General features: G+C 63.9%; 12 protein-coding genes. 1 reads left to right on the forward strand and 11 read right to left on the reverse strand.

Annotation, left to right across the window (positions count from 1 at the left end; genetic code table 11):
* Positions 1–9: 9 nt before the first annotated feature.
* From N0B51_RS09515 to N0B51_RS09530, 4 genes are all read right to left on the reverse strand, one after another.
* The gene (locus N0B51_RS09515; protein ID WP_259962092.1) at positions 10–1,620 is read right to left on the reverse strand and encodes a beta strand repeat-containing protein; all 1,611 of its coding nucleotides are present in this window, start codon (positions 1,618–1,620) and stop codon (positions 10–12) included.
* Between the two features lie 417 nt (positions 1,621–2,037).
* Positions 2,038–3,054, reverse strand: coding sequence for a CsgG/HfaB family protein (locus tag N0B51_RS09520; protein ID WP_259962093.1), 1,017 nt, complete (start codon positions 3,052–3,054; stop codon positions 2,038–2,040).
* Positions 3,055–3,062: 8 nt separating this feature from the next.
* Positions 3,063–3,509 carry a curli assembly protein CsgF gene (locus N0B51_RS09525; protein WP_259962094.1) on the reverse strand — a complete coding sequence of 149 codons (447 nt, stop codon included), beginning with the start codon at positions 3,507–3,509 and terminating at the stop codon, positions 3,063–3,065.
* Positions 3,510–3,689: 180 nt separating this feature from the next.
* Positions 3,690–4,307, reverse strand: a complete 618-nt coding sequence (locus tag N0B51_RS09530) for a helix-turn-helix transcriptional regulator (protein ID WP_259962095.1) — start codon at positions 4,305–4,307, stop codon at positions 3,690–3,692.
* 278 nt (positions 4,308–4,585) lie between these two features.
* Between N0B51_RS09530 and N0B51_RS09535 the strand changes: the two genes are divergently transcribed.
* Entirely contained in the window at positions 4,586–5,434 is an 849-nt protein-coding gene (locus tag N0B51_RS09535; RefSeq protein WP_259962096.1) for a class I mannose-6-phosphate isomerase, read from the forward strand.
* A gap of 100 nt (positions 5,435–5,534) precedes the next feature.
* Here N0B51_RS09535 and N0B51_RS09540 read toward each other — a convergent pair whose 3' ends face one another.
* The 7 genes from N0B51_RS09540 to N0B51_RS09565 all read right to left on the reverse strand — a co-directional run bounded on the left by N0B51_RS09540 (position 5,535) and on the right by N0B51_RS09565 (position 13,377).
* Complete coding sequence (locus tag N0B51_RS09540; protein ID WP_259962097.1) at positions 5,535–5,750, reverse strand: DUF6961 family protein; 216 nt, start codon at positions 5,748–5,750, stop codon at positions 5,535–5,537.
* Complete coding sequence (locus N0B51_RS09545) at positions 5,744–6,064, reverse strand: hypothetical protein (protein ID WP_259962098.1); 321 nt, start codon at positions 6,062–6,064, stop codon at positions 5,744–5,746. The genes N0B51_RS09540 and N0B51_RS09545 overlap by 7 nt, the downstream gene beginning before the upstream one ends.
* The gene (locus tag N0B51_RS14875) at positions 6,030–6,263 is read right to left on the reverse strand and encodes a DUF6961 family protein (protein WP_375545946.1); all 234 of its coding nucleotides are present in this window, start codon (positions 6,261–6,263) and stop codon (positions 6,030–6,032) included. Before N0B51_RS14875 ends, N0B51_RS09545 begins: the two co-directional genes overlap by 35 nt.
* 287 nt (positions 6,264–6,550) lie before the next feature.
* Positions 6,551–6,817 (reverse strand): Txe/YoeB family addiction module toxin, encoded by a 267-nt coding sequence (locus N0B51_RS09550; RefSeq protein ID WP_259962099.1) that lies wholly within the window; start codon positions 6,815–6,817, stop codon positions 6,551–6,553.
* The gene (locus tag N0B51_RS09555) at positions 6,814–7,068 is read right to left on the reverse strand and encodes a type II toxin-antitoxin system Phd/YefM family antitoxin (RefSeq protein WP_259962100.1); all 255 of its coding nucleotides are present in this window, start codon (positions 7,066–7,068) and stop codon (positions 6,814–6,816) included. The genes N0B51_RS09550 and N0B51_RS09555 overlap by 4 nt, the downstream gene beginning before the upstream one ends.
* Positions 7,069–7,414: 346 nt before the next feature.
* Positions 7,415–12,292 (reverse strand): thermonuclease family protein, encoded by a 4,878-nt coding sequence (locus tag N0B51_RS09560; RefSeq protein ID WP_375545947.1) that lies wholly within the window; start codon positions 12,290–12,292, stop codon positions 7,415–7,417.
* Entirely contained in the window at positions 12,259–13,377 is a 1,119-nt protein-coding gene (locus N0B51_RS09565; protein ID WP_259962103.1) for a hypothetical protein, read from the reverse strand. Before N0B51_RS09565 ends, N0B51_RS09560 begins: the two co-directional genes overlap by 34 nt.
* Between the last annotated feature and the right edge of the window lie 4 nt (positions 13,378–13,381).

Below are 13,381 nucleotides of genomic sequence, written 5' to 3' on the forward strand. Positions count from 1 at the left end.
CTCCCCCCGTCACATGCCCTGCGTCACAGTGGCGGTGCTGTTCGAGCCCGTCTGATTCACGCTCGACCAGTTGCCGTTCGACGACTGGGTCACCGTGGCGGTGTTGTTGGTGCCGCTCTGGGTGATGAACGAATCGTTGTCCGCACCCGACTGGGTCAGGTCGGCGCGGTTATCGAGGCCGCCCTGGTCGATCTCGGATTCGTTGTCGTCACCGGTCTGGAGGACGTTCACGCTGTTGCGCCCGTTGAGCGCCGCCGAGAAGCTCGACGCATTACCCGACTGCGCGATGAGCGACTTATTGCCATTCCCCGTCTGGTGAACGCCGCGGGCCAACTGGATGTTGTTGTCGCCGGCATTCGGGGTCTCCGAGCTGGTGACGTTGGTCAGGTACCCGCTCTGGCTCCACTCCGAGCTGTTGCCCGATCCAGCCTGTTCGACGAACGCGGCGTTCGAGTTGCCCGTCTGGGCAATGCTCGACGAGTTCGACGCGCCAACCTGCTCGACGAACGCGAAGCCCGAAAGTCCGGTCGAGCTGATCGAAGAACTCAGGTTGTCGCCATCCTGCTGGACAACGGCGTAGCCGAAGAAGTTGGGCGAGTTCAGCACCGCTTCGCCGAGCTCGGTGCCCGAGTAGCCGAGGAAGCCGCTACCCGAATCCTGGGTCACGCTCGACGAGTTGCCCGACCCGTTCTGCGTCACGCGGGCGGCGTTGTTGTTCGCCGACTGCGTGATGGTCGAGCTGCTGGTCGAACCCGACTGGTTGACGATCGCGTCGTTGTTGTCGGCGCTCTGGCTGACCGACGAGGTCAGGTTGTTCCCGCCCTGCGTGACATCAACTATACCGTTGGTGCCCGTCTGGAACACTTGAGATCCGTTGAGGAAGCCCGCCTGCTCGACATCAGCGATGTTGAAGCTACCCGACTGATCAACATAGGAGTTCTGGGTGCTGCCAGTCTGGTCGACAGTTGCATCGTTGTCCTCGCCAGCCTGCAGGACGTTACTGATAGAAGTGCGTCCTCCTTGCGTGATGGTTGCGGTGTGCTGGCCGAGGCCGCCCTGGTTCACGATCGAGTCGTTGCCCCAGGACTGGTCGGTCGCAACTAGCGCCAGGTCACCCTGCGAGACGGTCGCCTTGTTGTTGTCCGACGACTGCGAGATCGACGAATCCTGCGAATCGTCGACCTGCGTGACGGTCGCTTCATTGAAGTTCCCGCCCTGCGTCACGGTCGACACGGTGCCGAGCGCGAGGGTGGCGGTGTTCTGCGTGACGGTCGCCTTGTTGTCGCTTCCGCCCTGCGTCACGGTCGAGGTGTTGATCGGCGGGGCGGCATTGATGAGGTCGGTGCCGTCGTCGCTCTGGGTGACGGTCGCTTCGTTGCGATCGCCAGTCTGAGCAATGGTCGACTTGCCACCCGCGATCGAGCCGTCCTGGTTGACGGTCGCTTTGTTCAGATCGCCGTCCTGGTCGATGTCGCTGTTCGAATCCGAACCGCCCTGGCTGACCGTTGCGGTCGCGTTGGTGCCGGTCTGGTCGACCGTCGAAGTGTTGTTCTGCGCCAGTGCCGGCGACGCTGCGAGCAGCGCGGCGGCCGAGGCGGAAAGAAGGAAAGTGCGCTTCATGATAGTGACTCCATCCAAGCATTGAGTGTGAATGCGGCCCGACGTCGCGTGCCGGGATTGGCGCGCGGCGGGATTGCGGGGGCCGTTTGCCGGCCTCGACCGCGTCCGGATGGAGTCAGGAAACCACGATGCCCGATGGCCGCGCGCTGTCCCCGAACGGGGCGCAATGCGGAGGCGGCAGTCATCAACATGGTTGTAAAACCCCTTCCGGAATCTCATAACCATGTCCGTCCGCCGCTTCGGCGACGGGCAGACAAGGTTGTGTCACAGCAACTCAGTCAAACCGGGCGCGTCGGGGCTGCAACTCCGGCGCGCCTTTTTGGTACCGACGCCGGGAAAACGGCTGCAACCGCTTCCCCTTCGCCACCGGCAACTTCCCTTGTTCCTGATCCGGGTGCCGGCACGCCCCGGATCAGGTCAGTTCGTCCGCACCCCCGCAGCCTCTGCCGCGCGCATCATCGCCCGCTGGTTCGGCTCCTCGGTGGATGCGGTCCGTTTCTTCGTCCTGAGCGGCGGGGCGGCGCGCATCGCCGCCTCGAACTTCTCGCCGTCGATCTTTCCGTCACGCTCGCGCTTGTAAGCGGCGAGCATCGGCAGACCGGCCTCGCGGTCCGCGAAATCCCAGAGCTTGAGGTCGACGCCCTCCATCACGAGGCCGTAGACCGCCTTTTCGATCGCCTGCTGAAGCGCGACCTGGTCGGGTTCGTTCGTGGTGTAGCCGGCCTCGGCCTGGAGCAGTTCCTTGAACGCGACGTAGCGGAACGCGTTGGCGCCGATCGACTGGCTGGCGATCGTCTTCGACGCGGTGACCGAGGTCAGCACTTCGCCGGTGCGCACCGATACCGCGCGCAGGTACACGGTGACCGTGTCCTGGCGGTATTCGGACCGCCCGCCGATGCCGAGGAAGGCCGCGCCCGCCCCGCCGGTGACGGTGTTGGTGTCGTAGCCGACCACGCCGCCCTCGAGCAGCACGCCGGCGAACAGCAGCGCGGGCAGCGCCTGGGGATTGATCCCCTGTTCGCCCAGGTAGCGTTCGCGCATCTCGCGGATGATCTGCCGCTCGTTGAGGAGGTTTTTCAGGCTTTCGCGCTCGACGATGGTGAACCATTGCCGGTTGCCCGCGTCCTGCAGCGCCTTGACCAGCATCGCCGCGCCGCCCTGGCTGACCGCCCGGCTCAGCGTCTGGCCGTTCTCCACCGGCTTGAACTGCCCGGTCTGGTCGGCGAAGCCGTAGACCGCGACCGCGACCGGCCGGGTCGGCGCGGGGATCTCCGCCAGCAGGTGCTGGGTCTGGGTCTTGTCGGGATAGAACGCCTTGCTCCGCGTTTCCGGGAACAGGCTGCGCCCGTCCTCACCCACGGTGGCGCAACCGGTCAGCGCGGCCGCGCCCAGCGCAGCGACCAGCAGCCTGGCACGATGACGAAAAATGCTCATCTGCGCGCTCATCCACCCACGTCGATGAAGGTCGGGATGACGATCTCGGTCACTTCGCCGGTGTCGTCGTCGGTGATCGTCAGCGTCACGCTGTCGAGGCTGCGCACGAACGTGATCGTCTGGCCGCCGAAGCGGATCGTGCCGCTTTCCTGCGGGTTCTCGCCGAAGATCGCGTTGACGATCTGGGAGGACAATGCGGAGAGCAGGCGCGACTGCAGCTGGCGCGCGAAGATGTCGGCCTGCGAGCTGTTGGCGGTGCTCCGCGGGTCCTTGTAGTCGTTCTGGGCATTCGCGATGCCGAGCAGGTGCGCGGAATTGAACGGGTTGCCCCCGAACGAGGGATCGATCGGCTGGTAGGTGATGTCCTGCGCCGCCACCGGCGCGGAAAAGCCGATTGCCGCGGCGCAGGCACCGGCCATCAGCCGGCGCACGCAGGTGCGCTCGTTCAAAAGCATCGAGGTGCCCCCTCCGAATGATGTCGATTGGTTGCAGGCTACCCGATGCGACCCAGCTGCCTGTCTCGATTAAGCCCTTGTTAAAGGTTTACTAACGATTCGCATCCTCAACCTTGATGAACTGGCGGCGAAAATTTGCCGTTCGTCCCGGCAGTCCCAAAAAAGGACAGAATCGCCGGTTCAGACCATGCAGAAGGTCGACGCGAGCCTGAGCAGTTCACGCTGCGAGCTTACCGCCAGTTTCACGTAGATTCCGCGAATGTGCGTCCGCACCGTGTTGATCGACACCCCGAGCGATTCGGATATCTCGCGGGGGGAGCGCAGGTCGACGAGCATCTGGGCGATCTGCCGCTCCGCATTGGTCAGGTCGAACATCGCTGCCAGCCCGGACTTGGTCAGATCGAGCGACTGCGAAACGGCCATCAGCGACAGGAAGATCGCGTCGCGTCGGGTTCCGTCGCTGCGGCGAAAGGCGCCAATGATCAGGTTGGGATGGCCGCGCGGATCGGTCACGACCAGCCGCGCGAGATCCGCCCCGACCTCCGACAGCCGCTCACGCCAGTGGTCCTGCCCCAGGTGATCGTCGAACCACAGCGTCTCGCCCCGCCGGCGCACCATCTGGCCCGACGCGAGGACGGTTTCGGCGACGCGGTTGGCCCACAGCAGCTGCAGGTCCGCGTTCACCACCAGCCGCGGCAGCGAAAGCCGGTAAACCCATTCGACGGCCGAATCGCCGTCGAGTGCGCCGGTTCCCGTCATGTCGTTGAATGCTGAATCCGCCTTTTCGGCCAGCCGCACGGCGAATTCTCCCCAATTCGATTTCGCGTATTCCTCTGCCAACTAGTTGCTTCGGCAACCAATGGTGTCAACCGCGAAACGAACCGTTCCGGTCCGAACGCGAATTGGTGCCCCGTTCATGCGTGTTCGGTCGCACCGACGACCGATATTCATTATTCATTTCTCCGGCGCGGACCTGTGGCGGAGCTTGCGGCATTCGATCTTCGCCGCTCGGGACAGGCTTCAATCCGTGCTAGCTCCCTGCGGCACGACGCAGCCGCGATTCGACGAGAGGCGCATTGAGAACGACCAGCGAGAAGGAAGGCGGCGAACGCCCCGGCAGCGCCTGCCGCGCGCTTGCGGCACGGCCGGTCGAGAAGGTCTGGGGCCGGGAAACGCTGCCTCCGCCGTTCGCGGCCCTCTCCGGCCGGCGGATCGGCGAGATCTGGTTCGAACCCCCGCCCGAGGCGTCCGACCTGCTGGTCAAGTACCTGTTCACCGACGAGAAGCTGTCGGTGCAGGTTCATCCCTCGGACCGCGACGCGCCCGCAGGGGCGCGGGGCAAGGACGAGTGCTGGCTGGTGGTGGCCGCCGAGCCGGGCGCGCGGCTTGCGGTCGGTTTCGCCGGCGCGGTGTCGCCGGAAGAGATGCGCGCCGCCGCCCTCGACGGCTCGATCGAGAACCTGCTCGCCTGGCACGCGGTTGCTGCGGGCGATTTCTTCTACCTGCCTGCCGGAACGGTCCACGCGATCGGCGCGGGGATTTCGCTCATAGAGGTCCAGCAGAACTCGGACCTGACCTATCGCCTCTACGATTACGGACGCCCGCGTGACCTCCATCTCGACCGCGCGATCGCCATCGCCGATGGTGGGCCGCACCCCGCCCGGTATCGCCGGCAGGTTCCGCCCACCGGGCACGCGGTGCTGGTCGAAGGCCCGCATTTCCGCCTCGATCGCCTCGACGGACCGGCGGATGCGGAAACCATGGCCCGGTACGGCGACCGGCCGCTGCTGGTGCTGCCAATCGATTGCCCGGTACCGATCGGCGGGATCGAAGCCCTGCCCGGCGCCTGCGCGGTGGCAGAGGGGATCGGCGCGGTGAAGCTGGCGCCAGGCGGGCTCGTCCTGATCGCCCAATCCTGCACCTGACCGGGACGGCCATGACCGCCCGCCCGCAGCGCGGACCGTCGACGATCAGTCAGCGAAGAAATGGATGCCCCGCAAGCATCCATGTTCTATCCGTAAATCGCTAGTTTAGAGCATTTGCTCCCACACTCGCTCCCACATCGTGATTGGAAAGCTGACCAAAACGGGCCGCAACCTCGCGCCAGAGATCAACCCCGCCCTGTTCGCCTTCCAATGCGAGCTTGCCGACCTTCTCCGCAATGAAGCGTGGGCCATCAGCGCCGTGGTGTTTCTCAACCCACAGGGCCAGTGCCCACGCTTCCTTGTCTCGCTTTACCACGGCACCGAAACGGGCTCCCACCCGCCTTCGTCATTGTAGACCGTGCCCCAATCATCGGTGAGCCAACAATCGTGCATGTGTTCAGGCTTGGTTTCCGGGTCCCACTCATGCAGGACCACCTCGCCACCGAAAACGAAGCCGCCCGGTGGCAGTCGCTTATATTCGCAAAGATCAGGCTCGCACACCTCATCCACAAGGTCCCATAGGTCTTCCTCCGTGCAAGTGAAGATGCCGACCGAAACCTTGTTGTGAATGACGCGGACGAACCAAGGCGCGAGGTCATCCGGGAGGTCGTCGGGGAGGTTTTCGTTCACAGCAGAGGAATCTGCGCCCAAATCGGCAAACGATCAAGCCCGCCGAGGTAGGAACGATAGGAACAATAGCCGCCAGCCAGCCAACCATTACGGCGACGAAGCGTGAACCATCCGGGCCGTGATGCCTCTCGATCCACAGCGCCATCGCCCAGGCGTATCTGTCTTTTACAATGCCTGCCGGGGAACCTAGCGGCAGCACGACGGTTTGGGCGGTGTGGAAACCAGGCTAATCATCGGCTACGCGCTCATCGCCTTTATGGTGATCGCGGCTTTCGTCTTGTTTGGATGGCTTCGGCACAAGCGGAACGTCCGTCGCGGCCATAGCCGTCGCTTTCGCTAACCGATCCCCACGAACGCTAAAACGGTCCGCAGCCCATAGTACGCCATCGGCACTCCGATCAGGAACACCAGGAACGCGGCTTCAAGCTCGATCGGTTGGGGACGGCGCATATCGCCAGCTAGGCCGATTGGGGGCGTGCAGGAAAGTCAGTAGTGAAACCGGCACTGCGCGATCTCTAGGGCCTGTGCTTTGCCTTCACCAGTGACGCGATAAACAAGGCGGTCCTCCTGCGTAATTCGCCGCGACCACCAACCCTGCAGCGGCCCCTTTAAGGGTTCCGGCTTTCCGGTTCCCTCAAAGGGGGTGCGCTTACATTCCTTGATTAGTTTGTTGACCCGCTTGAGGGTCTTTTTGTCAGCTTCCTGCCAGTGCAGGTATTCATCCCAAGCGTTGTCAGACCACGTGAGCTTCACGCGTCAACGAGGTCATGCTCCGTGCCGTTACCGGCATCGAGCTGCTCGATCGACTCACGCAAACGCGTTGCGTTCGGGCGGCTAGACAGAAGGTGCATTGTTTCCTCAATCGCATTCCAATCCTCAAGGGAAAGCATCACGATTGATTCAGCCTTCTGGCGGGTTACGACAACGTGAGTGCGGTCATTTACGACCTGATCCATCACGCCTTTGAGGTTGGCGCGGGCATCGGAATAAGTGAGTACGTCCATCGCTACCTCCTTTCGTTACATCACACTTGTACGTAATCTGGTACAGATGCAAGCGTGAACAACGGGTGAAGGCTGAAACGGATTGTTTAGTCGTCGGTACCCGAGCGCTGAACATTTCGCTTCGCCGTTTCAGGTACCAGCTTCCACACACGCTCCTTGATGCGCTGATCGTCGTTGTCGCATCGAGGGGCGCTCGGCTGACAACAACAACTCCCGAAAGCCCCCCCTGTCAGAACCGCCGAGCATTTGAGTGATGGCACGTTCGGCAGGCTAAGGAAGGCTGGGACAAAAGGGACACTAGGGACACTAGGCCAGCCATCTGGAGAAGCCGACGAAGCCCGCGCACTCATTGGACCGTGAAGCCTGGGGGTGGCGGCGGCATCCCGGCCAATGGGTTGCGGACACCCGCAGACGCAGCCCCACCGATAGGCGGAGCGCCGTAGTATCCCGGAATACGGAAGTGCAGATGCCCGTCATGGATGAGGGTTTCGGCTTCCGGGTAATTCCGTTTCACCTGTGCCCGCAACCAGCCCATCGACTTGCCCTCAGGCGGCAGCGCATCGAACGTGTCGCCGTTCATGTGTGTGCTGTCGTCCGCCGCGTTGTAGCCCCGGCGCTTGAGCGACTGGTTATATTCGTAGTCTCGGAAGCCGCTTGTGAATTGGACGCCGGGGATCTTCTCTTGCAGGTCTCGATAGACATTCACGCCCGCGCTTTCACCGACGACCTTGAAGCCCTGAGGCGGCGGAGGTGCGCCCCCATCCGGCTTGTCGGGGCCACCGCCGAACAGGCTTTCCCGCACTTCGCGCCGAGCCACATCGACCGTCTTTTTCGCCAGCTTGGTCCGTTCCTCGCGATCCGGCGCAGACCAACCCGGCCCAGTTACGAGGTAGGTCAGGCGTTCATGCGAGAGCTTGCCCGCCCGTTCCTGATACGTGTCGTGTTCCTCTGGCGTCAGCTCGCGCCCGCCGACCTTCTTGGGCACGAACCCCGGCGCGTATTCGCCCAGCTTGAGCAGTTCGAGGTTGACCGGATCGCGCTTCGCTTTCGAAGTGTAGGCAGGCGAGAGGAACCCGCTGTCAAAGGTGACTTCCTCGCCCCAAATGTCCCGCCTCGGCAGCAGATCGTCGCGCATCCCCGGCGTGCGGGCCATGATGGCGTCCTGCACGCTTTCGACCTGGCGCGCCGTGGGATCGATCGCACGCGCCACACCGGCCACGCCAGCGGGCACCGTGAGCGAACCGACAAGGCGCTCAATCATGTTGTCGGCATTGCGTTGCGGATCATCGAGGCCAGCAACGAGGTCCGACACCCCAGACAGCCAAGTCTTGCTCGCGAGGTTGCCCATGATGGACATCACCAGCAGCGCCGCCTTGTCGTCCTTTTCGCGTTCGCTCATGCCTTCCGGCAGGGTTGCGAGGTCCGCAGCCACACCCAGCGTCATCGCGAACGGATCGAGCCGCTTGTAGCTGTAATAGGTATCCCCGATTTTGATCGAGTATTCCTGCCAGCCATCAGCCCTGAGCAGTCGCGCCTTCTTGGCGTCGGACGGCAGCGCCCCCGTAACGTGACCATTGAGCGCGGCCTGATAGATGGCCATGCCGAAGCCGGTCCCGACCATCATCCGGGCCAGAGCAACGTCACGACGCGCCCCACCGGCTGCGATCTCCTTCCGCCAGCGCGGCATGAAAGGCGCAGCGGGCGAACGCTCGGCAGCAAACTTGAGCAGGTTCGTGGGGGTGCGGATAAACGGCAGGTAGAGCTTGGCAATCAGGCTGTTCTGCGAGACGTTGGATATGCTCTGCCCAATCGGCCCGAGTTTCGTCTGGAACGTCAGGTAGCGCCCGTATTTCAGCGATTGCTCCAGCAGTTCATCGGTCGGGTTGGCCGAAAGTTCTGCAATGCGCTTGCGGGCGGCCTCCCCCTTCAGGCCTTCCTTGTGCGCCTGCCTTGCCGCGATGCCGTTCAGTTCCATGCGGCGGGCCATGCCCTTGAACAGTTCATCCTCTGCCGTGAGCAGGCGAGTGGGGACGCGGATCACTTCACCCTTGAGGCCGCTAATGGCCTTGTATTCGTCGCCCTCGACCTTGCTGACGAAATCGGACGCTTCGCCAGTGCGGACGGCACGGGCAAACATCCGAGCGCCTTCCTTCGCGCCCGCCATAAGCCCGAAAGCCCGCGCGCCGACTTCCGAGCCCGTGACGCGATCAATCCCGCCTTTGGCGAACGCCTGCCGCGCCTTGCCGATAGCCGAAGCCGCCGCAAACTCGGGAAGCTGAGCCATCGCGGTCAGCGTGTTCGAGGTCATGTTGACCACATGCGTTGCCGGGTTGGACAGCAGGAAGTTGATGTAAAGCTCGGCGATCTTGTTGCGCCACTTGGGCTTCGTCGCCTTGTTCGCCAGCGCGTTGAATACGCCGGGGCCGGACTCGACAGCATCAATCAGGGTTTCCGCCGCTTCGCGCAGGTTGTCGCGACCGCCGCCGCCCCGGACCAAGCCAGCCAGAACATCGCCGCGAACCGCCCGGCTATCGGCAGCCATGCGGAATTGCTGGAGCGTCCGCCCCGCCTCCGCCGTCATTCCCGCGACTTGCTCCTGGATGGCCACGTGACGGACCAGCTTCCGGCGAAACTCGGCCATTACATCATCGCCGGGGACTTCGAGCGCGCGGATCTTCTTTGCCGCGTTCACAAGCTCATTGCTGGACTTGGCGAGTATCTGGCGAGCCGCCAGCGCTTCCTCAGCGTTGAGCGCCTGCCCCTTGCGACGGGATAGCAGTTGATCGGCGGTCATGCCCATTTCGGACGCCAGCCGTTCGGTTTCCGCCTGGGTAATCCGCCCCCGCGTGGCAGCGTCGAAGCCGCCCAGCGTGTTGTGAGCCGTCTTGAGCGCCCTGCGTATATCCTGCGGGCTATCCAGCTTGGTCACATCGACATTGCCGACACGCTCAATCGCATCCGACGGCCATTCCTCATAGGCCTGCACGGGAGGGAACGGCTGGCCCTCAGGAGCGGGATTGCTGCGGTCCTCCCAGATCGCCCCGTCCGCCTCGATACGCTGTTGCTCGAAGTCGTATCGCTCCGAGCGGGTGGCATCGAAACGCTCAAGCTGGGGAGCATCTTCGGGCAGGAACCGACGACCGGTGTTGCCTTCATAGGTATCGCGCAGGGCGTCGAGAAATTCCGGCACCGTGGGGCGTTCGGTCATCTCGGGGAAATAGCCCGCCTCCCAAGCGGCCATTGCCGCATCGTCGAGATTGTCGCCGCCCTCGTTATTCACCAGCGGACCGAAGCGGTGTTCCTGGCCAACGTGGTCGAGGCCTTTGCGAGAGGCATTCGTGAACCCCATCGCGGACAGTTCGCCACCCTGATCTTGCAGACCCCCGCGCAGTCGCACCCACCCAATTAGATCGGTTGGGCCAACCTTGGGAACGGACACGCCCATCCAGTTCCGCACAGTGCCCTTGGAAAGCTCAGCACGTTCGTTCGGAGCCTTTGCCTTCGCATATCGCCCGGCTTGCACCGCAGCGGCATCCTCAGGGCCATCGACGACATTGGACGGCAGCGGCAGCACATCGCCCGGTTGCACGCGCTCAGCGGCAGCCATGCGCTCGGCATCCGTCGCGGGATCGAACAGGCGGCGGGCACGTTGCGGCGCATTCGCGGAAAGCGACGGCGTAGTCTGGCCTTCCATCGCGATCGATCGACCGGTAGGCCCCCCATCGGGAGCGGGGGCGACAGATTCGACCCTTTGGCCTTCGCTTCCACCCTCAACAATCCGAAATCCGGGTGGCGGTTCGGGAATGCTCGAGGCAGCGTTGCGGGCGGCGACATCGGTGTAGTCCAGACCGGCTTCGCCCGCCGTCTCGCCAGCCGTTATTGCCTCTGGCGATACTTCGCGCCGGAAACGCCCCCTCAGCGCGTCCACGCCCCGCCCGAGGGCAGGGAGAGAATATTCCAGCGCCTTGCCGCCAGCGGCGTTTACAACGGCCCCCACGGGTGCGCCGATCACCGCGCCCTTCACGCGGTCAACGGTCGATCCGTCCGTGCCCAGGAAGCCTTCAGCGCCGCCATAGACCGCCCCGACCCTTGCAAGCTGGGGAACGGTGCGAGCGCCTTGCCCATACGGCAGGACAAAACCCGAGGTCAGCGCACCGGCTATCTCGCCCGCGGTGGACGCGACGGGATGCACGGTTTGATCGTAAGACAGAGTGCCCGCGTTCTGGCGCTGGTTGTTGAGCCAGATGTCGGCAAGCCTGCGGTCGCTGTTGAAGATGTTTTCGCGGCCACCCGTGCCGCCGAGCGTATCCACGATGGCTCCGGCCTCATCGAGACCGCCAGCGAGGAACCCCGAACCGAACTTGCGAACAGCAGCCCCACCGGCACCGTCCCCACTATCGATCATCAGTGGCGGCGCATCGGTGTAGGACACGAGCGGATTGATCGGCTCGCCCCTGCCCTTGCGTTCGTCGCGATCCTTGACCCACGCCCGCAAGTCGTCGGGCCGTGAAGTCTGATAGCCCTGCCTATCAAGGAAGGCGTTAATCTCGTCCGCCGTACCGTGCTGGAGAAGCACCTGATACTGTTCCTCCACCTTCGGCGGCAGGCCATCGGGCGAAGGCGTGTCGAAAAACTGCGCGACCGTTTCCCGCTCCGGCAGGAAGTCCGGGTTGGCGCGATATTCGGCAGGGTCCTGCGCGAACGTGTCGTGCATTCCGAGGCGGTTGACCCGTGCGAGGCGTTCAGCCTGGACGTAATCGGCGCGGCGACCGGGATCGCTCGACAGGTATTGCGGGGCCACGAGCGCGTTCCCGGTCCGCAGGGCGGCAAGGCCAGCATCCGTCCCATCCAGCTCGACCGGCCCGACCAGCCGCCCGTAGCTGTGACCCTGGACGCTATCGAGGTTCACGCTCCCCGCGTTCGCAATCTCCCCTTGCAGCCAATCGCGCGACTGCCGGCCGATCTGGACGGGGTTGCCCTGCCGGTCGAAGCCGGGCTGATCGAGTTCCGGCGCGTCCACGCCCCACAGGCGAACAGGGCGCTCGTTCTCGGAATCAATCGTGTCGCCGTCATGGGCGTCAGGATCGACGAGGCGAAAGCCCGGAGGCGGATCGGGAATGTCGGAGCGCTTCTTCGGTTTCCTCGACTGTCCGACAATCGAGAACCCCGGAGGCGGCGGGGGAAGATCGCTCACTTCACCGGCACCCAAGCCTTGCCGTTCCACTCGACCTTGTTGCCCTGAGCATCCTCGGCAATGACGCGGGCCGGGGCCTTGCCGCCCTTCTTCGACGATGAGCCGCGCATATCCTGGCCGCGCTTGCGGTCAGTGCTCGCGATGTTCTGCCCCCGGCGCGTGTTGCCTTCACGAGCGCGGTTGGAGCGTTGGTATTCGTCCAGCCGCCCCTCGCGGACTTCGATCATGCTGTTTGTGTTGCGGTCGGCCCGCGCGTTGTCCGCCTTGATATTGGCCACCTGGGCGAAGTGATCGAGCTGTTGCTTGATCGGCATGGCGCGTTCGAGAAGCTGGTTCACCGCGTCGGGGCCGGGATAGGTCAGCGGCACAGTTGCGGTTAGGTCGGTCCCGAGCGCCCGAGACATCGGAACGAGGCGTTGAAGCGCGGCCTGCCATCCTGCGTCATCCTGCACCGTGGACAGGGCTTCCACCGCCAGGCCGTAAAATTCGCGCTCATCCTTGATGCGATCGACAAAGTTGTCTCGCAGCGCGGACTGAATCTTGAGCGCCTTGATTGGATCGCGCTGGACCATGCGCAGAAAGGCTTGGTCCCTCCCGTTCTGCGGCTCGCCGAGCATCGACAGGTCCGGCTGCGCAGCCTCATCCTGCGGGGGGCGCATCTCAGGCATCGAGGCGGGTTGCGGCTCGTTAACCGGCGCAAATGCCTCATTGAAGCCCGCGCCGGGGCGCACCGGAGGCATGGGCGTCAGTGCGGCAGCAAGCGCATTGGGATGGTTCGGGCCATTGGCCGCGACAGATGGCATCCGCTGAGAGGCCGAGGGGATACCAAGCATTGCGTTCGGCTGGCCACCCGGCGCGAGATATTCGCCCATGTCGCGGTTGAAGGCGCGTGCATCGGCACGTTCGGACAGCTTGAGGCCGATTTCGGGATTGTGCCGCATGACCTTCGCGAGCGCCGCCTGATCCTCCGGGTTGGAGGTGTAGGCTTCTATCGCGTCACCCAGCTCACGGCGTTCCTTGGCCTGCCGACCACGCTCGAAAGCCAGCAAGGCGTTCTGCGCAATTTGATTGGGTCCATTGGTATTAAGCAAGTCCCACCTGATCCCGTCCGTCATCGCA

Source organism: Tsuneonella litorea (genome assembly GCF_025154015.1).
GTDB lineage: Bacteria > Pseudomonadota > Alphaproteobacteria > Sphingomonadales > Sphingomonadaceae > Tsuneonella > Tsuneonella litorea.